At 73.8% G+C, this 25,346-nt stretch carries 20 protein-coding genes; 10 read left to right on the top strand and 10 right to left on the bottom strand.

The genetic code is table 11. The features are described from left to right. Positions 1–58: 58 nt before the first annotated feature. The 3 genes from treS to L6E17_RS06860 form a co-directional block, all read right to left on the bottom strand. Positions 59–1,807, bottom strand: a complete 1,749-nt coding sequence (treS, locus tag L6E17_RS06870; RefSeq protein ID WP_236239881.1) for a maltose alpha-D-glucosyltransferase — start codon at positions 1,805–1,807, stop codon at positions 59–61. Further along, positions 1,804–3,798: an alpha-1,4-glucan--maltose-1-phosphate maltosyltransferase gene (locus tag L6E17_RS06865; protein ID WP_236240382.1), complete on the bottom strand. Its 1,995-nt coding sequence runs from the start codon at positions 3,796–3,798 to the stop codon at positions 1,804–1,806. Before L6E17_RS06865 ends, treS begins: the two co-directional genes overlap by 4 nt. A gap of 300 nt (positions 3,799–4,098) precedes the next feature. Continuing rightward, positions 4,099–5,025: an SDR family oxidoreductase gene (locus L6E17_RS06860; protein ID WP_236239880.1), complete on the bottom strand. Its 927-nt coding sequence runs from the start codon at positions 5,023–5,025 to the stop codon at positions 4,099–4,101. A 116-nt stretch (positions 5,026–5,141) separates the two neighbouring features. Here L6E17_RS06860 and L6E17_RS06855 point away from each other — a divergent pair, with 116 nt between their 5' ends. The 6 genes from L6E17_RS06855 (at position 5,142) to glgP (ending at position 15,056) form a co-directional block, all read left to right on the top strand. Beyond that, complete coding sequence (locus tag L6E17_RS06855; RefSeq protein ID WP_236239879.1) at positions 5,142–6,095, top strand: AraC family transcriptional regulator; 954 nt, start codon at positions 5,142–5,144, stop codon at positions 6,093–6,095. Positions 6,096–6,806: 711 nt separating this feature from the next. Then, complete coding sequence (locus tag L6E17_RS06850; RefSeq protein ID WP_236239878.1) at positions 6,807–8,261, top strand: 4-hydroxyphenylacetate 3-hydroxylase family protein; 1,455 nt, start codon at positions 6,807–6,809, stop codon at positions 8,259–8,261. Next, positions 8,258–9,697, top strand: coding sequence for an MFS transporter (locus L6E17_RS06845; RefSeq protein WP_236239877.1), 1,440 nt, complete (start codon positions 8,258–8,260; stop codon positions 9,695–9,697). The genes L6E17_RS06850 and L6E17_RS06845 overlap by 4 nt, the downstream gene beginning before the upstream one ends. A gap of 105 nt (positions 9,698–9,802) precedes the next feature. After that, complete coding sequence (locus L6E17_RS06840; RefSeq protein ID WP_236239876.1) at positions 9,803–10,951, top strand: monodechloroaminopyrrolnitrin synthase PrnB family protein; 1,149 nt, start codon at positions 9,803–9,805, stop codon at positions 10,949–10,951. A 14-nt stretch (positions 10,952–10,965) separates the two neighbouring features. Beyond that, positions 10,966–12,273, top strand: a complete 1,308-nt coding sequence (locus tag L6E17_RS06835; protein WP_236239875.1) for an FAD-dependent monooxygenase — start codon at positions 10,966–10,968, stop codon at positions 12,271–12,273. A 137-nt stretch (positions 12,274–12,410) separates the two neighbouring features. Continuing rightward, positions 12,411–15,056, top strand: coding sequence for an alpha-glucan family phosphorylase (glgP, locus tag L6E17_RS06830; RefSeq protein ID WP_236239874.1), 2,646 nt, complete (start codon positions 12,411–12,413; stop codon positions 15,054–15,056). Positions 15,057–15,371: 315 nt separating this feature from the next. On the opposite strand, the gene L6E17_RS06825 is transcribed toward glgP, so the two are convergent. Continuing rightward, a complete protein-coding gene (locus L6E17_RS06825) occupies positions 15,372–17,411 on the bottom strand; it encodes a M4 family metallopeptidase (protein ID WP_236239873.1) in 2,040 nt (679 codons plus the stop codon). A 303-nt stretch (positions 17,412–17,714) separates the two neighbouring features. Here L6E17_RS06825 and L6E17_RS06820 point away from each other — a divergent pair, with 303 nt between their 5' ends. Beyond that, positions 17,715–18,173: a hypothetical protein gene (locus L6E17_RS06820; protein ID WP_236239872.1), complete on the top strand. Its 459-nt coding sequence runs from the start codon at positions 17,715–17,717 to the stop codon at positions 18,171–18,173. A 212-nt stretch (positions 18,174–18,385) separates the two neighbouring features. Then, positions 18,386–18,763, top strand: coding sequence for a hypothetical protein (locus L6E17_RS06815; RefSeq protein WP_236239871.1), 378 nt, complete (start codon positions 18,386–18,388; stop codon positions 18,761–18,763). A gap of 4 nt (positions 18,764–18,767) precedes the next feature. Here the strand turns inward: L6E17_RS06815 and L6E17_RS06810 are convergent, their stop codons facing one another. The 3 genes from L6E17_RS06810 to L6E17_RS06800 form a co-directional block, all read right to left on the bottom strand. After that, the gene (locus L6E17_RS06810) at positions 18,768–18,953 is read right to left on the bottom strand and encodes a DUF1272 domain-containing protein (protein WP_236240381.1); all 186 of its coding nucleotides are present in this window, start codon (positions 18,951–18,953) and stop codon (positions 18,768–18,770) included. Positions 18,954–19,093: 140 nt separating this feature from the next. Next, positions 19,094–19,237: a DUF397 domain-containing protein gene (locus tag L6E17_RS06805; RefSeq protein WP_308315837.1), complete on the bottom strand. Its 144-nt coding sequence runs from the start codon at positions 19,235–19,237 to the stop codon at positions 19,094–19,096. Further along, complete coding sequence (locus tag L6E17_RS06800; RefSeq protein ID WP_236239869.1) at positions 19,194–20,144, bottom strand: helix-turn-helix transcriptional regulator; 951 nt, start codon at positions 20,142–20,144, stop codon at positions 19,194–19,196. The genes L6E17_RS06805 and L6E17_RS06800 overlap by 44 nt, the downstream gene beginning before the upstream one ends. Positions 20,145–20,282: 138 nt before the next feature. On the opposite strand from L6E17_RS06800, the gene L6E17_RS06795 reads away from it, so the two are divergent. Together L6E17_RS06795 and L6E17_RS06790 are read left to right on the top strand one after the other, a co-directional pair. Beyond that, positions 20,283–20,480 (top strand): hypothetical protein, encoded by a 198-nt coding sequence (locus L6E17_RS06795; RefSeq protein ID WP_236239868.1) that lies wholly within the window; start codon positions 20,283–20,285, stop codon positions 20,478–20,480. 41 nt (positions 20,481–20,521) lie between these two features. Next, complete coding sequence (locus L6E17_RS06790) at positions 20,522–20,857, top strand: YnfA family protein (protein WP_071263979.1); 336 nt, start codon at positions 20,522–20,524, stop codon at positions 20,855–20,857. 13 nt (positions 20,858–20,870) lie between these two features. On the opposite strand, the gene L6E17_RS06785 is transcribed toward L6E17_RS06790, so the two are convergent. Genes L6E17_RS06785 through L6E17_RS06775 form a run of 3 tightly spaced genes read right to left on the bottom strand, consistent with a single transcriptional unit; the run spans position 20,871 to position 25,250 of the window. Next, entirely contained in the window at positions 20,871–21,359 is a 489-nt protein-coding gene (locus tag L6E17_RS06785) for a hypothetical protein (protein WP_236239867.1), read from the bottom strand. 52 nt (positions 21,360–21,411) lie between these two features. Further along, positions 21,412–23,415 carry an ABC transporter ATP-binding protein gene (locus L6E17_RS06780; protein ID WP_236239866.1) on the bottom strand — a complete coding sequence of 668 codons (2,004 nt, stop codon included), beginning with the start codon at positions 23,413–23,415 and terminating at the stop codon, positions 21,412–21,414. Next, positions 23,412–25,250: an ABC transporter ATP-binding protein gene (locus L6E17_RS06775; RefSeq protein ID WP_236239865.1), complete on the bottom strand. Its 1,839-nt coding sequence runs from the start codon at positions 25,248–25,250 to the stop codon at positions 23,412–23,414. The genes L6E17_RS06780 and L6E17_RS06775 overlap by 4 nt, the downstream gene beginning before the upstream one ends. Between the last annotated feature and the right edge of the window lie 96 nt (positions 25,251–25,346).

Below are 25,346 nucleotides of genomic sequence, written 5' to 3'. Positions count from 1 at the left end.
CGCTCCACCCGCCGGAGGGCGCCGCCGGCCGTTGCGGCGGCGCCTTCTGCTGCCGGCGTCAGCGCGGACGCGCGGCCTTCGCCGCCCGTCCGCCCGGCTGCTTGCGCAGCACCGCGTCCTTGCGCAGCCGGAACCAGTAGAAGCCGTGACCCGCCAGCGTCAGCAGGTACGGCAGCTCGCCGATGGCGGGGAAGCGCACCCCGCCGATCAGCTCCACCGGGTGCAGCCCGTTGAACCGGCGCAGGTCCAGTTCGGTCGGCTGCGGGAAGCGCGAGAAGTTGTTCACGCACATCACGAGGTCGTCCCCGTACTCGCGCAGGAACGCCAGCACCGCCGGGTTCGACGACGGCAGCTCCGTGTAGGAGCCGAGGCCGAACGCCGGGTTCTGCTTGCGGATCTCGATCATCCGCCGCTTCCAGTGCAGCAGCGACGACGGGGAGGCCATCGATGCCTCCACGTTGGTGACCTGGTAGCCGTAGACCGGGTCCATGATCGTGGGCAGGTACAGCCGTCCCGGGTCGCAGGACGAGAAGCCGGCGTTGCGGTCCGGGGTCCACTGCATGGGGGTGCGCACGGCGTCCCGGTCGCCGAGCCAGATGTTGTCGCCCATGCCGATCTCGTCGCCGTAGTACAGGATCGGCGAGCCGGGCAGCGACAGCAGCAGCGCGGTGAACAGCTCGATCTGGTTGCGGTCGTTGTCGAGGAGCGGGGCCAGGCGCCGCCGGATGCCGATGTTGGCGCGCATCCGCGGGTCCTTGGCGTACTCCGCGTACATGTAGTCGCGCTCCTCGTCGGTGACCATCTCCAGGGTCAGCTCGTCGTGGTTGCGCAGGAAGATGCCCCACTGGCAGTTCGCCGGGATCGCCGGCGTCTTGGCCAGGATTTCCGAGACGGGGTAGCGGGACTCCCGCCGCACCGCCATGAAGATGCGCGGCATCACCGGGAAGTGGAACGCCATGTGGCACTCGTCGCCGCCGGCCGCGTAGTCGCCGAAGTAGTCGACGACGTCCTCGGGCCACTGGTTCGCCTCGGCCAGCAGCACCGTGTCCGGGTAGGCCGCGTCGATCTCCTTGCGGACCCGCTTGAGGAAGGCGTGCGTCGCCGGGAGGTTCTCGCAGTTGGTGCCCTCCTCCTGGTAGAGGTACGGCACGGCGTCGAGGCGGAAGCCGTCGATGCCCAGGTCCAGCCAGAACCGCAGCGCCGACAGGATCTCCTGCTGCACCGCGGGGTTCTCGTAGTTCAGGTCCGGCTGGTGCGAGAAGAACCGGTGCCAGTAGTACTGCTTGCGGACCGGGTCGAAGGTCCAGTTCGACGACTCCGTGTCCACGAAGATGATCCGGGCGTCCTCGTACTGCTTGTCGTCGTCGGCCCAGATGTAGTAGTCGCCGTACGGGCCGTCCGGGTTGGCGCGGGACTCCTGGAACCACGGGTGCTGGTCGCTGGTGTGGTTCATGACGAAGTCGATGATCACCCGCATGCCGCGCTGGTGGGCGGCGTCCACGAACTCGACGAAGTCGGCGAGGTCGCCGAACTCCGGCAGCACCGCCGTGTAGTCCGCCACGTCGTAACCACCGTCCCGCAAGGGGGACTTGAAGAACGGCGGCAGCCACAGGCAGTCGACGCCCAGCCACTGGAGGTAGTCCAGTTTGGCCGTGAGGCCCTTCAGGTCGCCGATGCCGTCGCCGTTGCTGTCCTGGAAGGAGCGGACCAGCACCTCGTAGAACACGGCGCGCTTGAACCAGTCGGGATCGCGGTCCTTGGCCGGTGTGTCCTCGAACGTGTCGTGGACGGGCTCGTTCACGGTCATGATGTGGGTGACCCTCCGATCGGGGGAGACGGTCGCAGGACCACGAGTACGTGCGCGGGTGCGACCCCCGGCTCCAGGCGCACGTAGTTGGACCTGCCCCAGTGGTATGTCTCACCGGTGAGCTCGTCGCGCACCGGTACGGTCTCGTGCCAGTCCAGGCCGAGCTCCGGCATGTCCAACGAAACGGTGGCTTCCTGGGTGTGGTGGGGGTCGAGGTTCACGACCACCAGAACCACGTTCGACCCCTGCCGTTTGCTGTACGCGAGGACCGCGTCGTTGTCGGCATGGTGGAAGCGCAGGTTCCGCAGCCGCCGCAGCGCCGGGTGGCGGCGCCGCAGCCGGTTCAGGGTGGTGACCAGGGGGGCGATGCTGCGCCCCTCCCGCTCGGCTGCGGCCCAGTCCCGCGGTCGCAGCTGGTACTTCTCCGAGTCGAGGTACTCCTCGCTGCCCGGCCTCAGCGGCGTGTTCTCGCACAGCTCGTACCCGGCGTACATGCCCCACGTCGGCGACAGCGTCGCCGCCAGCACGGCCCGCGCCTCGAACGCCGGGCGGCCGCCTTCCTGGAGGTAGGCGTGCAGGATGTCGGGGGTGTTCACGAACAGGTTCGGCCGCATGTAGGCGGCGGTCTCCTGCGACAGCTCCGTCAGGTAGTCGGTCAGCTCCTGCTTGGTGTTCCGCCACGTGAAGTACGTGTACGACTGCTGGAAGCCCACCGACGCGAGCGTCCGCATCATCGCCGGCCGGGTGAACGCCTCCGCCAGGAAGATCACGTCCGGATCGGTGCGGTTGATGCCGGCGATCACCTTCTGCCAGAACACCACCGGCTTCGTGTGCGGGTTGTCCACCCGGAAGATCCGCACACCGTGCGCCATCCAGTGCCGCAGCACCCGCACCGTCTCCCGCACCAGCCCCCGCATGTCCTTGTCGAACGCGATGGGGTAGATGTCCTGGTACTTCTTCGGCGGGTTCTCCGCGTACGCGATGGAGCCGTCGGCCCGGTGGTGGAACCACGCCGGGCGCCGCTTCACCCACGGGTGGTCCGGCGAGCACTGCAACGCGAAGTCCAGCGCCACCTCCATCCGCAGCTCCCGGGCCCGCGCCACGAACGCGTCGAAGTCCTCGATCGTGCCCAGCTCCGGGTGCACCGCGTCGTGCCCGCCGTCCGCCGAGCCGATCGCCCACGGCACCCCGGGATCCCCCGGCCCGGCGGCGAGCCCGTTGTTCGGGCCCTTGCGGTGCGTCGTCCCGATGGGGTGGATCGGCGGCAGGTACACCACGTCGAAGCCCATCGCGGCGATCGCCGGCAGCCGCTCGGCGGCGGTCCGCAGCGTCCCGGACACCGTACGGCCGGTGGACTCGTCGACGTACGCGCCCTCGGACCGCGGGAACATCTCGTACCACGACCCGAAGAGGGCCCGCTCGCGCTCCACCAGCAGCGGCAACTTCTTCGACGCGGTGACCAGTTCGCGCAGCGGATGGGCGGCGAGCGCCGCGCGGACCTCCGCCGCCAGCGCCGCGGCCAGCCGCGCCGCCGGTTCCCCCCGCACGTCCCTGAGCGCGTCCACCGCGGCGAGGACGGCCTCGCGGCCCTCGTCCTTCGGCACACCCTCCGCGGCCCGTTCGTGCAGCGCCGCGCCCTCCGCCAGCACCAGTTCGGTGTCGATGCCCGCCGGGATCTTGATGCCGGCCTCGTGCCGCCAGGTCGCGACCGGGTCGCTCCACGCCTCGACGTGGTAGGTCCAGCGCCCCTCGCCGGTGGGCGTCACATCCGCACCCCACCGGTCCGTGCCGGGCGCGAGCTCTCTCATCGGCGTGAACGGGCCGGGCCGCCCGGCCGGGTCGGTGAGGACCACGTTCGCGGCGACCGCGTCGTGGCCTTCGCGGAACACCGTGGCCGAGACCTGGAAGGTCTCTCCGGCCACCGCCTTGGCCGGCTTTCTGCCGCAGTCGACGAGCGGGGACACATCCAGGACGGGAATGCGGCCGATCAGCGAGTTCACAGCTCCACCTGAGGTTTGTGTACGGGGTATCGCTCTTTGTAACTGCTCCGTTGACGCATGGCGTGGCGCAGGCATCACCGCTCCTCTCCGGGTTCACTCGGGTGGGCGGGTACCGGAGGAGCCTTCCCACGCCTCTACGGTGGGCAATCCGGGGGATTCCTGCCTACCGGCACGGAGGAGTTCCGGCCAGACAGCCGAGAACCGACCCCGTTCGGTGGAATTACGGGGCCGGTTCGCGGTCCGGGTGTGTCAGACGGCCGTTCGGCCCTGCTCACAGGGTGACGCGGGAGTTCACGATGTGGACGCCCCGGCCTGCGCCCACATCTGCCAGGGCCGCCGCGCCACCCAGTCCTCGACCGGTCCCGGCCGCGTCGGCAGCAGCCGCGCGGAGGTGCCGTCGTCGCCCGCCATGAGGTGCGGGTCGGCGTCCGACGCCATGTGGTGGTAGATCCCCGCGACACCGGCCGCCGCCTTCGCACCCAGCACCTCCGCGAGCCCCTGCTCGAACACGGCGGGCTCAAGCGGCACATACCGTACGGACCGGCCGAGGCCCCGCTGGAACGCGGCGGCGAGCTCGTCGCCGGTCAGCGTCCGCGCACCGCCGATGTCGAACACCCGCCCCACCGCGCCCTCCGCGGTCAGGGCCGCGTGCACCGCCTCCGCCAGGTCGTCGTGGGACAGCCACGCCACGGGCGTGTGCGCCGGCAGCGGGTAGGCGAGGACACCGTCGTTGACGAGGGCGGGGCCGTTCCACGGGCTGAAGAGGTTGTCCAGGTAGACCGGCGGCCGCACGACGACGAGCGGGACGCCGCTGCCCCGCAGGATCTCCTCCGCGAGGCGCCGCGTGTCGAACGCGGCCACACCGGTCGCGGCGGCCGGGACGCGGGTGTTGGCGTTGAACACCAGCCGCCGCAGGCCCGTCTCCCGCGCGGCGGCCGCGATGTTGCGCGCGTACGCGGCCACGAGCCCCTCGTCGTACACGAGCGGCATGGTCACCGCGGCGTGCGTGGCGCCCTCGAACAGCGCCCGGACGTCCTCGGCCCGGGCGAGGTCGCCGAGGGCGCAGGCGATCCCCGGCAGCGGCGGGCGGTCGCCCTCGGGCCGCCGGCTGAGGGTGCGCACGCGATGGCCCCGGCCGGCCAGCAGACGGGCGACGGCACCGCCCTGGAAACCGGTCGCCCCCACCACGGCGACGCGCATCGGAATGTGTTCTGACATGTGCCTGAAGGCCCTTCGATAGGGTGTAGGACGCTGCCAATCCGGCACGTTCAGGCTGGCGGCGGCGGCTTTGGCCGATCAATTAACAAACCGGGGCGGGGGTTGAAGGATCGTCCATGGACACCATGCGGAACGACGGCGGCGACCTCCTCAGCGAACTACTGAAACCCCTGAGACTCACCGGGGTGTTCGACAGTCGCTGGCATGTGCGGGCGCCGTGGGCCATCGAGGGGGACGCGGAGCGAAGCTGCGCGGTCCTGCACTACGTGGTGGAGGGCAGCTGCTGGATCACGGGCGAGGACCAGCCGCCGCAGCAGCTGCTCGCGGGCGACCTGGCGGTCTTCCCGACGGGGGCGGCGCACCGCCTGTCGGACCGGCCCGACCGGCAGGGCGTGCCCCTGAAGGCGGTCCTGCCGGAGCGCGAACCCGGCACGTCCGGCGAGATCAACATCGGCGGCGAGGGCGAGGAGAGCCGCCTGCTGTGCGCGGGCCTGCACTACGACTCCAGCGCGGCGACGGGCCTCTACCAGGCCCTGCCCTGGGCCCTGGTCCTGGACGGCGCCCAGGTCGCTCGCGAACCCCTGCTGCGGGACACCCTGAACCTGCTGGCCTCGCCCCACCGCCCGACGGGCCCCGGCGATCGCCTCATCCACCTGCGGGCGTTCGAGATGGCGCTCGTCCTCGCCCTGCGCCCGCTGCTGCGCGACCTCACGGAGAACCCCTCGGTGCTGCCGGTGCTGCGGCACCCCGCGATCAGCCGCGCCCTGGTGATGATCGCCACCCGGTTCGCGGAGCCGTGGACCATCGAGTCCCTGGCGAAGGAGGTCGGCATGTCCCGCTCCGCCTTCACGGCCGCCTTCCGCGACCTCGTCGGGGAGGCCCCGGCCCGCCACCTCACCGGCCGCCGCATGCAGGAGGCGGCCCGCCTGCTGTGCGAGACGTCCCTGCCCCAGTCGGCGGTGCCCCAACGCGTCGGCTACCAGAGCGCGGTGGGCTTCCACCTGGCGTTCCGCAAGTGGTTCGGCAAGACCCCCGGCGAGTACCGCACGCACGCGGCGAGCCCCGCCTGACGGGAGGGAGCGGGCCGCCGCGCCCCCACCGCACCGCCGCCCGGCCGGTGGCGGGCCCACGGTGGCGGCGGGCCCACCGCGGCGCCGCCCGGCCGGTGGCGGGGGCCCTGCCCTCCGGGCTGTGCGGGCCGTCCCCGGTTCCGGTGCCGCGTCGCGCGTGCGGCCCGCCCCCACCCCGCTGCGCGTGCCTTTCGGGTCCTCCGCCGTCCGGGCCGCCCTCGCGTTCCGCGCCGTCCCGGCCTGCCGGGCCGCGTGCCGCGGGGGCGTGACCCGTGCGGATCACGCCAAGGTGGAGGCCGCGGCGCCCAGCCGCTGCGGCGGCCCTCCTCCCGCCACCGCGCCGCGCCCCGACAACCCCGCCCCGCAGCCGCCGGACCCACCCCCACCGCCTGCGCACCCCCAGCCGAGAGGAGGCCGCCCGGCCCTGCCGCGCCCGCCAGGCACGGGCCTCCGGCCGCCGGTCGCCGCGCTGAGGCCGCCGCCACCGCGGGCTTCCCGCCACCGCTGCCGCGGCCTTCCCGCCACGCCGCCGCGAACGGCGGGCGGCCCGCCTCCCGTCCCGTCCCGGCAGCCTCCGGGCACCCGTTTCGCGGCGGTTTGCGGCGGCACGGGCCTGGCTGGTTCTTAAGTGCTGGTGGACGGTCGTTCATTGCCCGTCTCGTCCGGTTACGGAGAGGCTCTGGACCGGCACAGCCGTTCCCCGGAGGAGACATGGTGACCAGGTCCGGTCAGGAGTACTCGCAGTCCCTGCGTGACGGGCGGGAGATATGGCTCGACGGCGAGCGGGTCGCGGACGTGACCCTGCACCCCGCGTTCCGCAACACCGCCGCGTCCCTGGCCCACCTGTACGACCTGGCGCACGACTCCGACCACACCCCCGTCCTCACCCGCGACGGCGTCCACCGCGCCTTCCACGTGCCGCGCTCCTACGAGGACCTCGTCGCCCGCCGCCGGGCGCACAAGGTGTGGGCCGAGGCCGGGTACGGGTTCCTGGGCCGCACCCCCGACTGCATGGCCGCGGCCGCCGCCGGGTTCGCCGCCGTACCCGGAGTACTGGCCGGGGCCTACGACGGGTCCGGGGCCGCGCTCGCGCTGTACCGGCGGCTCGCCGAGCGGGACCTCTACGCCGCGTTCACGCTGACGAACCCCGCCGGCGCCGGCGAGGACGACGAGCGCACCCTGCGGGTCGTCGGGGAGAAGGACGGCGGCATCGTCGTCCGCGGCGCCAAGATGATCGGCACCGCCGCCGTCTTCGCGGACGAGATCGTCGTCGGCACCATCGAGCCCCTCGGGCCGGGCGACGCCGACCGGGCCGTCACCTTCTCGGTGCCCGTCGCCACCCGCGGCCTCACCCTCGTCTCCCGGGCCTCCTACGAGGGCCGGGCCCGCAGCGTCTTCGACCACCCGCTCTCCTCTCGGTACGACGAGAACGACGCCCTGCTCGTCTGCGACGACGTGTTCGTGCCCTGGGAGCGCGTCCTCACCTACCGGGACACCGACGCCGCCTTCCGGCTCTGGTGGGACACCCCGGCCTTCCTCAACTTCGTCCACCAGGGAGCCACCCGCTTCTGGACCAAACTGGAGTTCCTCACCGGACTGGCCGTGCTGCTCGCCAAGGCGAACGGCACCTACGACCTGCCGCCCGTCACCCAGGCCGTCGGGCGCCTCCTGGGCCGCGTCGCGCAGGCCAAGGCGTTCGTGCTGGCCGCGGAGGCGTCGTACACCCCCGTCGACGAGGGCCGCGGCGGGGTCGCGCCCGGCAAGGACATCTCCTACGCCCAGCGCATCATGGCCGGCGAGCTCTACCCGCAGGCCGTGCAGGAGGTCAAACTGCTGGCCGGGGGAGGGCTCATCCAACTGCCCGCCTCCGGCAGCGAGCTGCTCCACCCTGAGCTCGGGCCGCTGCTGCGCACCTACCTCGGCACGCCCGCCACCCCCGCGGACGCCCGCGTCAAGCTCCTCAAGCTCGCCTGGGACGCCGTCGGCTCCGAGTTCGCCGGACGGCACGAGCAGTACGAGCGCTTCTACCACGGGGCGCCCCACGTCTACCTGATGCAGCAGGCGTGGGAGGGCGGCGCCGCCGGCTGCGAGCAGCTCGTACGCACCTGCCTCGACGGGTACGGGCTGACGGCGGACAGCACCGCACCGGCCGCGGGCGCCCGGTGAGCGCTGACCCGCAGCGCGGCAGGGCACTCGCCCTGCTCGCCTCCACGCAGCTGCTGCTGATCACCGACACGGCCCTCGTGAACGTGGCGCTCCACCCGATCGGCGACGACCTGCGGGTCGGCTCCGCCGGACTGTCCTGGGTCGCCAACGCCTACCTGATCACCTTCGGCGGACTGCTCCTGCTCGCCGGGCGGGCCGCCGACCGCTTCGGCCACCGGCGGGTGTTCACGGCCGGACTCGCCGTCCTCGGCGCGGCCTCCGCCGCCGGCGCGCTCGCCCCGTCGGCGCAGGTCCTGGCCGCCGCGCGGGCCGCCCAGGGCGTCGGCGCCGCCCTCGCCGCGGCCGCGGCGTTCGCGCTGGTCCTGCTCCTGTTCCCGGACGGCGCCGGCCGCCACCGCGCGCTGGGCGTCCTCGCCGCCATGGGCGGGCTCGGCGGGGTCACCGGCACCGTCCTCGGCGGCGTGCTCACCGACCTGCTGGGGTGGCGGTCCACCTTCTGGCTCAACGTCGCCCTCGCCGCCCTCCTCTGCCTGCTCGCGCCGCGCCTCCTCGACGGGGACACCAGGACGCAGCCGGCGGGCTTCGACCTCGCCGGGGCCCTCACCGCCACCTGCGGGCTGGGCCTCCTCGCCTACGCGCTGGTCGGCCGGGACTGGACCGCCGGGGCCTGCGGGCTGCTGCTGCTCGCCCTGTTCGCCGCAGTCGAGCGCCGCGCCGCCCATCCGCTCGTCCCGCCCGCCGTCGTCCGGCGGCGCACCCTGCGGCTCGCCAACCTGCTGAGCGCCCTCGCCCAGACGGCGCTGTTCCCCATGTTCTTCCTCGTGAGCCTGTACCTCCAGAGCGTGCTGCGGTACCCGCCGCTCGCCGGCGGGCTCGCGCTGCTGCCGCTGTCCCTCGTCGTGGTCGCCACCGCGCCGCAGACCGGGCGGCTCATCGCCCGCCTCGGCCTGCGGGGCACCGCCGTCGCCGGCTTCGCCCTGCTGTGCGCGGGCATGCTGTGGCTCGCCCTCGCCCTGAGCAGCGACGGCACCTTCGCCTCCACCGTCCTCGTGCCCAGCCTCGTCCTCGGTGCCGCCCTGCCCCTGGTCGTGGTCGCCACCAACGTGGCCGCCACCGCCGACGCCGGGCCCGAGGAGACCGGGCTCGCCTCCGGCCTGGTCAACACCAGCCAGCAGTTCGGCTCCGTGCTCGGCCTCGCCGTCCTCGTGGCCGTCGCCACCGCCCGCAGCGGACCCGAGGCGACCGCCCTCGACCAGACCACCGGCTTCCGTGCGGCGCTGCTCGTCGGTGCCGCCCTCGCGGCGGCGGCCGCCCTGCTCTCCGTACGGCTGCGCCCGCCCTCCCCCCGGCTCCCGACTCCGTCGGAGCACGGGAAGTTCCCACCGCCGGCTGCGGCGGCGACCCCGCGCCAGGGCCGGGTGGGCGACCCGCGGTGACCGCCCGGCGGCCCGGCCGGCGGGCCACCCGCCGGCCGGCCGGGCCGCCCCACGGGGCCCGCCACCGTCACCCGTCATCTCACACCTGCCCGAGAGGGGCCAGCGTTGACTCTGTACGACCTTGTCGAGCCCGCACTCGTCTGCTGCAGCAACGATCCTGCGGAACCGCGCTACCGCATCGCCGAGATACGCGAGGCAGACCCGCTCGGCGCCGACGCGCTGCTCGCCGCCGTCCCCGCCATGAACCACGCCGCGGACGTGCCCGCGCTGACCGTCGCCCTGCGCGCCCTCATACCGGAACCGGACCGGCTCGCCCGGTGGAGCGTCGTCGAGTGCCTCGCCGCGATGCGGGACCTGGGGGTGCTGCTCGGCTCCCTGAAGCGGCACGGCACCGAACCCGTCGCGGCCGTCCCCGAAGTCCTCCCGGTCCTGCGGGAGCTGGGCCGCCGCACCGACATGGTGCCCCGCGACACCGTCCACCACTACACCACCTGGAACCCGCTCGGCGCGCGCCGCCGCAGCTACACCGCCACCGAGATGGAGCGCCACCTCCAGGACGCCGTCCGCATGGTGTTCCCCAGCCTCGTCGCCGCCCTGGACACCTGCGCCGAGGTGGCCCGGCTGGAACCGTACGACCCCGGGTTCGCCCCCGCGCTGGACCGCACCGCACAGCACGTCCAGTCCGTGGTCGACGCCATCGACTTCACCGTCGCCAACGTCACGCCCGAGTTCTTCGCCCGCGTCCTGCGGCCCTACTTCGAGGAGATCGACGTCGCCGGGCGCGCCTACCTCGGCCCCGCGGCCGCCCAGGTGCCGCTGTGGCTCGTCGACCTCACGCTGTGGCAGAGCGACCGCTCCGACCCCGCCTACGACGCCTTCCTCGACGAGTCCCTCCAGTACAGCCTGCCGGCCTGGCGCGCCTTCCACGCCGCCCACCGCGGCTCCGTCTCCGCCGTCGGCAAGGTGTCCGCCGCGCTCAGCTGGGAGAGCGCCCGCCGGCTGCCCCCGCAGCTCACCGCGTCCGTCCACTCCCTGGCCCGCGTCCTGCGCCTCCTGAAGACCTTCCGGGCCCGCCACATCGGCATCGCCCGCAAGGCGTACCGCGACGACCTCCGCCTGTACGACAGCGGCAGCGGCGGCGCCCCCGTCGCCCTGCTGCGCACCGTCCTGGACCTGACCCGCGACAACGAGACGCTGGTCCGCCGGGCCCTGCCGCCCGCCGCCGTGTCCGCCCCGCGCACCCCGGCCGCCTGAGGGGCGGACCGGACATGACCCAGGACACCAGACCCGACCTCCTGGTCGCCGGCGGCGGCATCGCCGGGCTCACCGCCGCGCTCGCCCTGCACGCCGCGGGGTTCGGGCGCGTCACCGTCGTCGAGGCCGCCTCCGGGATCCAGCCGGTGGGCGCGGGCCTCAACCTCATGCCCAACGCCGTGCGCGAGCTCGACGCCCTCGGCCTCCTCGGACACCTGGAGACCGACGCCGTCCGCACCAGGGAACTGCGTTACTACCACGCCGGCGGCGCCCTCATCTCCCGCGAGGAGCGCGGGCTGCGGGCCGGCTACCGCTGGCCCCAGCTGTCGGTCCACCGCGGCCACCTGCAGCGGGTCCTGACCGACGCCGTCCGCGAGCGCCTCGGACCCGAGGCGCTGGTGACCGGCGTCCGCGTCACCCACGTCGAGCAGCCCGACACGCCCGGGGCCCGCCCCCGGGTGCGCCTGGAGCACCGCTGCGACGGCGTCCGCGGCACCGCGTTCCTCGAACCGGACGTGCTGGTCGGTGCCGACGGCATCCGCTCGGCCGTCCGCCGCGCCCTCCACCCCGACGAGGGCGAACCGCCGTGGAACGGCATGCTCGTGTGGCGCGGAGTGTCCCGCATGCCCGCCCGCCACGTCGGGTCCTTCATGTTCATCGCGGGCGACGACCGCCGCAAGGCCGTCGTCTACCCGATGACCGAACCCTCCCTCCGCCGCCCCGACGTCCTCGTCAACTGGGCGCTCGCCATGCCCGCCGACCGTGTGGACGAGCGCTTCCTCGGCGACTGGAACCGGCCCGTCCCGCTCGCCCGGATCCTGCACCACTACGAGGGCTGGGAGTTCGGCGGGGTCAGCGTCCCGGAGGTGCTGCGCGCGGCCGACGGCGCGTACGAGTACCCCATGGTGGACCGCGACCCCCTGCCGCGCTGGACGCACGGCCGCACCACGCTCATCGGCGACGCCGCCCACGCCATGTACCCCATCGGCTCCAACGGCGCCACCCAGTCCGTCATCGACGCCCGCGCCCTCGCGCACGCCCTGGCCGTCCACCGCGACCCGGACGACGCCCTGGCCGCGTACGAGCGGGAGCGCCGCCCGGTCACCACCGCGCTCCAGCGGGCGAACCGGCGGCTCGGGCCCGAGGTCGTCATCAACCTCGCGCACGAGCGGGCCCCCGGCGGGTTCACCGACATCGACGAGGTCGTCCCGCCCGACGAGCGCCGGGCCATCGCCGCCCGGTACGCCGCGGCGGGCGCCTTCGACCGGGAGACCGTCAACCGCGGCAGCCCGTACGGCGTACCCCTGCGCGCGCTCCCCTGAGTGCGCCCCCAGTGCCACGTGCGCCGTGCGCCATGGCCGCGCGCGGCGCCGTGGCACTACCGTCTGACCAGGAGGGCGGACGCATACCGTGGTGTGTCCGCCACTGTACGTACGTACCCCCTGCGAAGGTGGAGCACGTGAAGGCCATCCGTCGATTCACCGTCCGCCCCGTCCTGCCCGAACCCCTGCGACCCCTCGCCGAGCTGGCGCGGAACCTGCGCTGGTCCTGGCACGCCGAGACCCGCGACCTGTTCCAGGCCGTCGACCCCGAGGGCTGGCGCGCCGCCGGCGGCGACCCCGTGCGGCTGCTCGGCTCCGTGCCGGCCGCCCGGCTCGCCGAACTCTCCCGGGACCGCCGCTTCCTGCGCCGCCTGGGCGCCGCCGCCGACGATCTCGACGACTACCTGCGGGGCCGGCGCTGGTACCAGAACCAGCAGGAGACCGCCGAGCCCGGCGCCGAACCACCGGCCGCCATCGCCTACTTCTCCCCGGAGTTCGGCATCACCGCCGCCCTGCCGCAGTACTCGGGCGGCCTCGGCATCCTCGCCGGCGACCACCTCAAGGCCGCCTCCGACCTCGGCGTCCCGCTCGTCGGCGTCGGCCTGCTCTACCGGCACGGCTACTTCCGCCAGTCCCTGTCCCGCGACGGCTGGCAGCAGGAGCACTACCCGCTGCTCGACCCCAACGAGCTGCCGGTCGCCCTGCTGCGCCGCACCGACTCCTCGCCCGTGCGGATCTCCCTCGCCCTGCCCGGCGGCCGCTCCCTGCACGCCCATGTGTGGGTCGCCCAGGTCGGCCGCGTGCCGCTGCTGCTGCTCGACTCCGACGTGGAGGAGAACGGCCCCGGCGAGCGGAACGTGACCGACCGGCTCTACGGCGGGGGCAGCGAGCACCGGCTCCTGCAGGAGATGCTCCTCGGGATAGGAGGGGTGCGGGCCGTGCGCGCCTACTGCGCGCTCACCGGCCACCCCTCGCCCGAGGTGTTCCACACCAACGAGGGCCACGCCGGCTTCCTCGGCCTGGAGCGGATCCGGGAGCTCACCGACGAAGGCACCGGCTTCGACGCGGCACTGGAGGCCGTACGGGCCGGGACGGTGTTCACCACCCACACCCCCGTCGCCGCCGGCATCGACCGCTTCGACCGCGACCTCATCGCCCGCCACTTCGGCCCCGGCGCCGAACTGCCCGGCGTCGACGCCGCCCGCATCCTCCAGCTCGGCCGCGAGACGTACCCCGGCGGCGAGCCGAACGTCTTCAACATGGCCGTCATGGGCCTGCGCCTCGCGCAGCGCGCCAACGGCGTGTCCACCCTGCACGGCGGGGTGAGCCGCTCGATGTTCGCCGGCCTGTGGCCCGGCTTCGAGCCGGAGGAGGTGCCCATCACCTCCATCACCAACGGCGTCCACGCCCCCACCTGGGTGGCACCCGAGGTGTTCCGCCTGGGCGCCCGCAGGATCGGCGCCCAGCGCGCCGAGGACGCCCTCAGCGTCGGCGGCACCCAGCGCTGGGACGCCGTGGCAGAGATCGACGACGCCGCGATCTGGGAGTGCCGCCGGGCGCTGCGCGAGCAGCTCGTCCACGAGGTGCGGGCCCGGCTGCGGGCCTCGTGGCGGGAGCGCGGCGCCGGCGCCGCCGAACTCGGCTGGATCGACCAGGTCCTCGACCCGGACGTCCTCACCATCGGCTTCGCCCGCCGCGTCCCCTCGTACAAGCGGCTCACGCTGATGCTCCGGGACCGCGACCGGCTCCGCGAGCTGCTGCTGCACCCGGAGCGGCCGGTGCAGATCGTGGTCGCGGGGAAGGCCCACCCGGCCGACGACGGCGGCAAGCGGCTGGTGCGGGAGATGGTGCGGTTCGCCGACGACCCGCGCGTCCGCCACCGCATCGTCTTCCTGCCGGACTACGGCATGGCCATGGCGCAGAAGCTCTATCCGGGCTGCGACGTGTGGTTGAACAACCCCCTGCGCCCCCTGGAGGCGTGCGGGACCAGCGGGATGAAGGCCGCCCTGAACGGCTGCCTCAACCTGTCGGTCCGCGACGGCTGGTGGGACGAGTGGTACGACCCGGACTTCGGCTGGGCGATCCCCACCGCCGACGGGCAGGCGACCGACGAGGACCGCCGCGACGACCTGGAGGCGACCGCCCTCTACGAGCTGATCGAGCAGCAGGTGGCGCCGCGCTTCTACGACCGGAACGCGGCGGGCCTGCCGGGCCGCTGGATCGAGATGGTCCGCCGCACCCTCGGCACGCTCGGACCGAAGGTGCTCGCGGGCCGCATGGTGCGGGAGTACGTGGAGCGCCTCTACACCCCGGCGGCCCTCGCCCACCGCGCCCTCGACCCGGACGCGGCCCGGGAGCTGGCCGACTGGAAGTCCCGGGTGCGTGCCGCCTGGCCCGGTGTGGCCGTGGACCACGTGGAGGTCGACGAGGCCAGCGACGTGGCCGAGCTCGGCGCCACCCTCGCCCTGCGGGTGCGGGTGGCCCTGGGCGACCTGACGCCGGACGACGTGGAGGTGCAGGCCGTGGCGGGCCGGGTCGACTCCCAGGACTCGCTGACCGACGCCCGCCCCTTCCCGCTCAAGCCGGCGGGCGGCGGCTCGGGCCCCGACCAGCAGGGCCGCTGGGTGTACGAGGGCCCGCTGAGCCTGGACCGCACCGGGCCGTTCGGCTACACGGTCCGGGTGCTGCCGGCCCACGGGCTGCTGGCCTCGGGCGCGGACCTGGGCCTGGTCGCCCTGCCGAACGAGTCCACGGGCGAGGGCGGAGGCGTGCTGATGCGCTGAGCCCGCGCCCGGGCCCGCCGTCCCCTCCCCTCGTACGGGACGGCGGGCCGGGCAGCAGCCTGCCGTGCGCACCCGCCGCGGGCATCGGCCCGCCGGGCGGTACCCCTGTCGGCCGTCCGGTGGAGCCGGAGGCCGTACCGGAGGAGGGGCGGCGGGGCGCCGGGCCGCGGTACACGACGCGAGCGGCCGCCCGGGAAGGCCCCGGGCGGCCGCTCGCGTCGTGCGCTCTCCCGCTCGCGGGAGTCCGCTCGGCGGGCTCGCCCCGCGCACCGGCCCGTCCGGGACCGGTGGGCGGGGGCCCTGCCTGCGGATCCCTTACGGGAAGGTCAGCTTGAAGCTGTTGATGTAGCCGGTGTCGTAGCGGGCGGTGTCCTGGACCCGCAGCTGCCAGGTGCCGTTGGCGGTCTCGCTGGAGGCGTCCACCGTGTAGGTCTCCCGGACGTCGTCCGCGGAGTCGCTGCCGCTGGCGTTCTTCAGGCGGTACGCCGAGCCGTCGGGGGCGATCAGGTCGACGACCAGGTCACCGCGCCAGGTGTGCACGATGTCCACGCCGACCTTCAGGTTCGAGGGCGCGGCGCCGGTCAGGCCGGTGACGGCGACGGAGGAGCTGGCGGTGCCCAGGTCCGGGACGTTGACGTCGGTCCCGTTCTCGAAGACCTTGCCGGGCTCGCCGGGGCCGCCGTCGTCGGGGCGGGAGCCGACGTTGACGCCGGCCCAGGCGTGCTCGACGGCCTTCACCTCGGCGCTGCCCGCGCCGTACAGCTCGGTGGCGACGGCGACGGTCCCGGTGCGGGCGCCCGCGTAGTTCGTGGTGCTGGTGAACTTGGTGGTGAGCGCCTTGAACCAGATCAGCGAGGCCTTGTCGCGGCCGATGCCGGTGACGGGCAGGCCGTCGGAGGTCGGCGAGTCGTAGGTGACGCCGTTGATGGTCTTGGTGCCGCTGCCCTCGGAGAGCAGGTAGTACCAGTGGTTCGCCGGCCCGGACGAGTAGTGCACGTCGACGCTGCCGATGCCGGAGTACCAGTAGTCCTTCGAGTTGCCGTCCCTGCTCGGCTTGTCCATGTACCGCAGCGGGGTGCCGTTGCCGCGGATGTCGATCTTCTCGCCGACGAGGTAGTCGCCCTTGTCCTCGCTGTTGTCGGCGTAGAACTCGACGGCCGCGGCGAAGATGTCGGACGTGGCCTCGTTCAGGCCGCCGGACTCGCCGCTGTAGCGCAGCCCCGCGGTGTTGGAGGTGAGGCCGTGGGTCATCTCGTGGGCGGCCACGTCGATGGACGTCAGCGGCTTGCTGTTGTTGGCGCCGTCGCCGTACGTCATGCAGAAGCAGCTGTCCTGCCAGAACGCGTTGACGTAGTTGTTGCCGTAGTGGACCCGGGAGTAGGCGGCCACGCCGTCGCCGCGGATGCCGCTGCGGCCGTGCACGTTCTTGTAGTAGTCCCAGGTGAGCGCGGCGCCGTAGTGGGCGTCGGCGCCGGCCGTCTCCAGGTTGGACGGCAGGCCGTTGCCCCACGTGTCGTCGGAGCCGGAGAACAGCGTCCCCGTGCCGGAGGTGCCGCGGTTCAGGTTGTACGTGCGGTGGTTGCCGCGCGCGGTGTCGCTGAGCGTGTACGAGGAGCCCGACTGGGCGGTGCCCAGCGTCACCGTGCCGCTGTACATGGTGTTGCCCGTGCCGTTGTGCACGGCCTGCCACTCGTAGAGCTTGGCGCCCGTGCGGGCGTCGGTGACGACGTGCAGCTCGTTGGGCGTGCCGTCGTGCTGGAGCCCGCCGACGACCGTCTCGTACGCGAGGACGGGCTTGCCGTCCGCGACCCAGACGACCTTGCGCGGGGCGCGCTCCGCCTTGGTGGCCTTGGAGCCCTCCGCCTTGGCGGCGGACACGGCCTGCCGCTCCGCCGCCGCCGGGGCGAGGGACGCGCTGGTGTCCACGTTCCTCAGCTCGGCGCGGGCCGCCTTGGTGACGCTCTGCGTGGTGCCCGCCTTGGTCTCGGTGACCACGAGGTCGCCGCCGAGGACCGGCAGTCCCGCGTAGGTCCGCTCGTAACGGGTGTGGGTGGTGCCGTCGCGGTCCTGGACGACGTCGCGGACGACCAGCTTCTCCTGCGCGCCGAGGCCGAGTTCCTTGGCCTTCTCCGCCTTGCCCGCGTCGGCGGCCCGGATGAGGGCGGTGCGCTCGGCGGGGGAGAGGTCGGCGGGCAGGGCGCCGGGGTCGGCCTGGCCGGCGGACTGGCTCTTGGGGGCGACGCCCCAGGAGTCGTCCGCGGTGGCGCTCCCGGTCTGGACGCCCACGGCGAGCATGGCGGCGGCGGCGACGAGAGCGCCGGTGGCGGTCGCGCGGCGGGCTGGCGTGGATCTCACGCGGACTCCTTTTGCGAGGGGGGTTGCCGGGGGCTGGGTGTGGCGCCTCCGGGTGGGGCAAGAAGAGCGGCGGAGCAGTGCGCGGACTCCTGCGCGGTCCTGAGGAGTACGTGCGGAACGCAGGAAGAGTGGCACCGGCGGCGGGCGCCTGTCAGGACCGCGTCAACAACTTGGCCGGAATTCGTCCGTTGCCTGAAATGTCATGTCCGTTAACCGGACGTCAACCGGCGGTTACCTCGATGGGGGGATCCTCCGGACCGGCACCGGCGGGCCGGGCGCTCGGGGGGTGTAAGACCAGGCCCCATGGACACCTACACCCAGACCCCCTCCCGCGTGTACGCGGCCCTGGCGGCGGCAGCGGGACTCCTGGTCCTCGGCGCGGGCCCGGCCCAGGGCGGCCCCGTCACCGGAGTCGAGAACTGCGGCGGCAAGGGCCGCCCGCTGGAGCTCCGCGTCAGCGGCAACGAGGGCGGCACGACCACCCTGCGCCTGCACCAGAGCTACACGGTGGATGCCGACTTCGTGCCCGCAGCGTCCGCCTCGAAGGCGCGGTTCCGCCTCGTCGCCGAGACGCCGTTCGGCGAACTCCCGCTGGGCGACAGCGCGACGGGCGAGCTCAGGGCCGGGGCGAAGCACACCGCGCGCGGCTCCTTCCGCGCCGGCAGCGAACTCGTCGGCCGCACGGTGAAGATCCGCGCCACCGTCGACACCGGCGCGCACCGGGAGCTGTGCGTGAAGTTCACGGCCCGCGGCGTCGGCTGAGGCCGGGGTCTCAGCCGGGCCGGGGCGAGTCGGGGAGGCCGGATGCCGCGGGGCGCCGCTGCGGCCCGGCGGCCTCCGGTCCGGCCCCGGCCCGAAGGCCCTGTCCGGCAGGCGGGTCTCGTCCGGCTTCAGCCCGGCGGGCAGGCCCCGGGCCGCTGCCGCCGCGCAAAAGGGGATGCCCAGCCCCGGCGCGTACGGCTACGGTCCTGCCCATGACCAGCAGCGACACCACCGGCACCACCAGGCCCACGACGACGCTGTGGCGTCCCACGGGCCCCGAGGAGCTGGAGCTGGTCCGGGCCGCCGACTGGCGGGCGTGGCCGCCCCGCCTGCCCGAGCAGCCCCTCTTCTACCCCGTCCTCAACGAGGACTACGCGATCCGCATCGCCCGCGACTGGAACGTCCCGCACAGCGGCGCCGGGTACGTCACCCGCTTCGAGGTCGACACGGAGTTCGTGTCGCGCTACCCGGTACGGCAGGCCGGCGGCGAGACGATCCTCGAACTGTGGGTCCCGGCGGAGGAGCTGGACGCGTTCAACGCCCACATCGCGGGCCGCATCGAGCTCGTCCACGAGTTCACCGCGGCGTAGGGCGTCAGCTTCCGGTGCGGCGGCGCGGGCGCGGCACCAGTTCGCCGCCGCAGTTGGGGCAGACACCGCGCATGGCGTCGCCGCACGGCACGCAGAACGTGCACTCGTACGAGCAGATGCGGGCGTCCGCCTCCTGCGGCAGCGCGACCGTCTCGCACCGCTCGCACCTGTCCCGCATCTCCAGCGCCATGTCCGCCTCCACCCCGGTCCGTTCGTCCGCCCCCGGGCCCGGCAGCTGCTCGTACGCCCGCACGGGAGGAACGGAGGCCGACAGCATAGGGCAACGGGCCACCGCAGGCGTCCGGAAGGGGGCGGAGCGGAGGCCCCGACTCACGGCTGCGCGGCGAGTTCCCCGCCCCGCACGGCGGCCACGAACGAGGCCCACGCGCCCCGCTCGAAGGCGAGGGCGGGCCCGTCGGGGTCCTTGCTGTCACGGACGGGGACGAGGCCGGGGACACCGGACGCGATTTCCACGCAGTCGCCGCCGTTTGTTCCGCTGTGGCTGCTCTTCACCCACGTCGTCGGGCTCGGGTGCTGGATGTCCATGGCCCTCGTACCCTTCCATCGCGTCTCTGATGAGAGCGGCAGACTCCCGGGCCGACAGGGCGTCGGCCCGGAGCACATCATAGGTGCGGCCGAACCGCTCCAGGAGGTTCGGATCCTTGCTGAAGGACCCCCGCAGCAGCGACTCCGAGTACAGCCACTCCTGGCCGTCGGGCAGCTTGATCAGGGTCATGGACGTGTTGGGGCGGTCGATGTTCCGGTCCGCGAAGGGGGCGATCTGGACACGCATGTTGGGGCGCGCCGCAGCGTCCAGCAGATGGGCGCATTGGGCCCGCATGACAGACGGGTCGCCCACGGCGGTGCGCAGGCAGCTTTCGTCCAGCACGGTGATGAGCAGGGGCCCGTCAGGCGCGAAGAACCTGGGCTGACGGCTCAGGCGGGCTTTGACGCGTTCCTCGACCCACGCCGGACTGGAGTCGTGCCGGGAGAACAGCGCGCGCATGTAGGCCTCGGTCTGGAGAAGGCCCGGTACGACACTCGTCTGGTACATGCGCAGGGCGATGGCTTGCGCCTCCATCTGGACGCGCCGCTTGAACCAGTCCGGGTGCTCGACGTTCGGATACCAGTCGACCTTCGCCCACATCCGCGTCAGCACTCCGCCCGTGCGCAGCAACTCGTCGCAGCGCGCCGCGAACCGGTCCTGCGGCACCCGCGTTCCCGCCTCCACGCGGGCCACGTGCGACCGGTCGCACGGGATCTGGCGTGCGAGCGCCGCCTGCGTGAGACCCGCGGCCTCCCGGTAGTGCTTCAGGACTTCCCCGAACAGCTCCGCCGAGCTGCCCGGCGCCGTGTCGGCCGGGGCGTTGCGTTGGGCCACCCTGTCCCCTCCTGTGACAGTCGTCCACTGGCACGTGCTCAGCATTGAGCCGGGCCACCGCGCTGAGCAACGCTGGTGGCACACACGGTAGTCACGTGGTCCGCATGTGCGGGACGCGTATCCCCTTTCGGAGCACTCATGGAACGACAGGTCGATTCCGGTACGTGCGTCTACGACCCGCTGCGGCCGCCCTCGCCCGTGCCCGGCTGCCTGCCGTGCCTGGAGCTGGCCGCCCAGCGGGCGGAAGCGCGGTTCCGGTGCGACTCCAGCGCGGCGACGGACGCGAACGTCCTGCTGCGGCGGCACCTCGGCGAAGCACACGAGGGACAGGTGTGAGGATGGGGGTTCTTCCCGCACCGTGAGGAGAGAGGTCCACCGTGGTCGTCGCACGCTCCGCCGCCCTGTTCGCCCTGGCCGCCCTGCTGGAGATCGGGGGTGCCTGGCTCGTCTGGCAGGGAGTGCGGGAGGGACGCGGCTGGGCCTGGATGGGGGCGGGGGTGCTGGCACTGGGGGCGTACGGCTTCGTCGCCACGTTCCAGTCCGACCCGAACTTCGGACGCGTCCTGGCCGCCTACGGCGGGGTGTTCGTCGCCGGCTCGCTGGCGTGGGGCATGGTCATGGACGGCTTCCGCCCCGACCGGTGGGACGTGGCCGGCGCCCTGGTGTGCCTCGCCGGGGTCGGCCTGATCATGTACGCCCCGCGCGGCACGTGAGGGGCGTACGGCGCTATGAGTCGGAGCGCAGACCCAGGACGCTGTGCTGCACCAGGCCGCCGGACACGTTCGGGTCCTTCGCCCGCGCGCGGGCCGACTCGACCAGCCGCTGACGCAGTTCGTCGGCCGGCTCGCCCAGCACGATCGCGCTCAGGACCAGCTCCAGCATGAGGCAGTCGTACGCGTCGTCGTCGTTGCGATAGCGCTCGGGGTCGCGTTCGACCACGGCCGCGGTGATCTTCCGGCCGCCGCCCTCGACCGGGGTGAACGTCGCCTCGTACATCCCGAAGCCGGTCCAGCTCCGGTGCACGTGGACGACATCGCCCTCGGTGAAGACGTTCCACTTCTGGTCCATGTCCCGCGCGCGGTAGCCGAGGCTGATCCGCTCCCACTCCGCGTCCGACCAGACCCGTCCGGGCAGCAGCGGCAGCGCACGCGGAACGGCGATCGGCTTGAGGCGGCGCGACAGCGCGGCCCGGGTCACGCGTTCATCGGCTGACATGCCGGGAGTGTACGCGGACGGCCGCGCGGCGCAGCAGCCGCGGTCGGCCGCGTCACCCCACCAGGCTGTCCCGCCACGCGCGGTGGAGGCCCGCGAAGCGGCCGTCGCCGTGGATCAGGGCGGACGGGGCGCCGTCCTCCACCACGCGGCCGTGCTCCATCACGAGCACCCGGTCCGCGATCTCCACCGTCGACAGGCGGTGGGCGATCACCACCGCCGTACGGCCGTGCAGCACCGTGTCCATCGCCTGCTGCACCGCCCGCTCGCCCGGCACGTCCAGCGAGCTCGTCGCCTCGTCGAGGATCAGGACGCCCGGGTCCGCCAGCAGGGCGCGGGCGAAGGCCACCAGCTGGCGCTGGCCCGCCGAGATGCGGCCGCCCCGCTTCCGTACGTCCGTGTCGTAGCCGTCCGGCAGCGCCGCGATGAAGTCGTGGGCGCCGATGGCCTTCGCGGCCTGCTCGATCTCCTCGCGGGTCGCCTCCGGGCGCCCCAGGGCGATGTTCTCCGCCACCGTCCCGGAGAAGAGGAACGCTTCCTGCGTCACCATCACCACGCCGCGCCGCAGCTCCGGGGTGGGCAGCTCGCGCAGGTCCACGCCGTCCAGCAGGACGCGGCCCGCAGTCGGGTCGTAGAACCGCGCCAGCAGCTTGGCGAGCGTGGACTTCCCGGCGCCCGTCGTCCCCACCACCGCCACCGTCTGGCCGGCCGGGATCCGCAGGTCGAAGCGCGGCAGCACCTCGCCACCCGTGCGGTACGCGAACGACACCCCGTCGAACACCACCTCGCGGCCCGGCGCCTCGGCCGGCCGCGGCGGCAGCTCGCGGGACGCCGACGGGGCCGGTTCCGCGACCGCGGGCCGCTGGGCCAGCAGACCCGCGATCTTCTCCAGGGACGCCGCCGCCGACTGGTAGGCGTTCAGGAACATCGCCAGCCGGTCGATCGGGTCGTACAGCCGCCGCATGTAGAGCACCGCCGCCGCCAGCACACCCAGCGCCAGCGTGCCGTCCGCGACCCGGTAGGCCCCCCACAGCACCATCCCGGCCACCGCCGTGTTGGCCACCAGGCGGGAACCGACCACATAGCGCGCCATCTCCAGGATCGCGTCGCCGTTGCGCCGCTCGTGGTGGGCGTTCAGCCGCCCGAACACCGCGTCGTTGGCGCGCTCCCGGCGGAACGCGCGCACCGGCCGGATGCCGTTCATGGTCTCGGCGAACTTCACGATGACCGCCGCGATGGCCGTGGACCGGGCGCTGAACGCCACCGCCGCCCGGCGCTGGTAGAGCCGCACGAGCAGGTACAGCGGCACGAACGACGCCACCGCGACCGCCCCGATGCCCCAGTCGAGCCAGAGCAGGAGCACGGAGATCGCGACGAACGACAGGAACACGTTGACCAGTTCCTGGAGGCCCTCGTTCAGCAGCTCGCGCAGCGACTCGACGTCCGTCGTCGACCGGGAGATCAACCGCCCGGACGTGTACCGCTCGTGGAAGTCCACGCTGAGCGCCTGCGCGTGCCGGAAGATCCGGCCCCGCAGGTCGAGCAGCACGTCCTGGCTGACCCGCGCCGACGCCCGCGTGAAGGCGTACTGGAACAGCGCCGCGCCCAGCGCGCACAGCGCGTACCCCGCCGCGACGGCCGCAACGGGGCCGTGGTCTCCCTGCCGCAGCGCCGGTACGGCCCGGTCGATGGCGTACGCCACCAGCAGCGGGCCCGCCTGCACGGCCGCCTGCTGGAGCAGCAGCAGAAGCGCCGACACCGCCACGCCCGCCCGCCGGGGCGCGAGCAGCGAGCGCAGCAGCGCCCCCGTGGCGCCCTTCGGCGCGGGCAGCGCGTCCCGGTCGAAGGGGTCGCCCTCCCCGTCCGCGGGCGCCGCACGCCCGCCGGGGCCTCCGGGGCCCGTGGGGCGGTCCTCGGCGGGTGCGGCGGTGCGGTCCTCCGCGGCGGTGCCGGTGCGGGCGGCAGGGTCCCCGGCGCTGCCCGGCGCGTCGCCCGCGGGGCCTCCGCCGCCGCCCGCGGGGTCGTCCTCCTGGGGCCGGTGCTTCTCCTGAACCGTCATCGTGTCCCGTCCTTCGCCGCCCCCGACATCAGCCACGCGTACTCCGCACTGCTCCGCAGCAGCTCCTGGTGGGTGCCCACCGCCGCGATCCTGCCCTCGGACAGCAGCGCCACCCGGTCGGCCAGGAGCACCGTCGACGGCCGGTGCGCCACCACGAGCGCCGTCGTGCCCCGCAGCACCTCCCGCAGCGCCGCCTCCACCAGCGCCTCGGTGTGCACGTCCAGCGCCGACAGCGGATCGTCCAGCACCAGGAACCGGGGGCCGCCGACCACCGCGCGGGCCAGCGCCAGCCGCTGCCGCTGGCCGCCCGACAGGCTCAGGCCCTGCTCGCCCACCTGCGTGTCCGGCCCCTGCGGCAGGTCCGCCACGAACCCGGCCTGGGCGACGTCCAGCGCCCGCCGCAGCTCCCGGTCGCCCGCGTCCGCCGCGGCCGCGCCCATCAGCACGTTCTCCCTGACGCTCGCCGAGAACAGCGTCGGCTCCTCGAACGCCACCGACACCAGTTCCCGCAGCCGCTCCCGGGGCATGGCCGCGATGTCCTCGCCGTCCAGCAGGATCCGGCCCGCCGTCACCTCGTGCAGCCGCGGCACCAGCGCCGTCAGCGTGGTCTTGCCGCAGCCGGTCGCGCCGACCAGTGCCAGCGTCTCGCCGGGCCGGACGTGCAGGTCCACCCCGCGCAGCACCGGCGGCGCGTCCTCGGGCGCGTCCGGGTAGCGGAAGCGGACGCCCTCGAAGACCAGGCCCCGGCGGCCGTCCGCAGGAGCGGGGGCCGCGGCGGCGGGCCCGGGCTCCTCCTCGGCCTGGTCCATCACCTCGAAGTACCGCTCCGTCGCCGTCGCCGCCTCCTGGCTCATCGCCAGCAGGAACCCGATGGACTCCACCGGCCAGCGCAGCGCGAGCGCCGTGGACAGGAACGCCACGAGCGTCCCCGCCGACAGGGTGCCGTCCGCGACGTGCACGGTGCCCAGCACCAGCGCCGCCCCGATCGCCAGCTCCGGTACGACGGTGATGAACGCCCAGATGGAGGCGAGCAGCCGCGCCTTGTGCAGTTCCGTGCCGCGCAGCCGCTCCGCCGTCACCGCGAACGCCCGCGCCTGGCTGCGGTGGCGCCCGAACCCCTTCACCACCCGGATGCCGAGCACGCTCTCCTCGACCACGGTGGTCACGTCGCCCACCTGGTCCTGCGCCCGGCGCGCCACCTGCGAGTAGCGCCCCTCGAACCACGAGCAGCCCGCGATCAGCGGCACGACCGGCACCAGCAGCACCAGGCCCAGCGTCCAGTCCTGCATCAGCAGCACCACGAATCCCGCCAGCACCGTCACCCCGTTGACGAACAGGAACGTCAGCGGGAACGCGAGGAACATCCGCAGCAGGGACAGGTCCGTGGTGCCGCGGGACAGCAGCTGCCCCGACGGCCACTTGTCGTGGAACGCCACCGGCAGCCGCTGCAGCCGCCGGAAGAGGTCGCCGCGCAGCGCCGCCTCCACCCCCGTCAGCGGCCGTGCGACCAGCCAGCGCCGCAGCCCGAACAGCAGCGCCTCCGCCACCCCGAGCCCGAGCACCGCGAGCGCGCCCAGCCACACCCCGTCCGGGTCGCGGTCCGCGACCGGCCCGTCCACCATCCACTTCAGGACCAGCGGAATGACCAGGCTGAGGCAGGACGCCACCACGGCGACGGCGGCGGCCGTGAAGAACCGTGCCCGCACCGGGCGCAGGTACGGCCACAGCCGCAGCAGCGACCGCACGGCCGACCGCTTCGGCGGCGGGGCGGGGGCGGCGGGGGCGGATGTCGGGGGGACGGGGGGCGCGGCGGCTGGTGACGGAGAGGCAGACATCAGGACCGAGCGTACGGTTCACCACTGACACCGCTCATGTGCTTTTCCGCCGAACAGCCCTGGGACCTTCGTGCTGGTCCCGCGGCCCTACGACCG

It is taken from the genome of Streptomyces sp. CC228A, from assembly GCF_021390935.1.
GTDB lineage: Bacteria > Actinomycetota > Actinomycetes > Streptomycetales > Streptomycetaceae > Streptomyces.
This window is presented reverse-complemented; position numbering and strand designations above follow the sequence as displayed.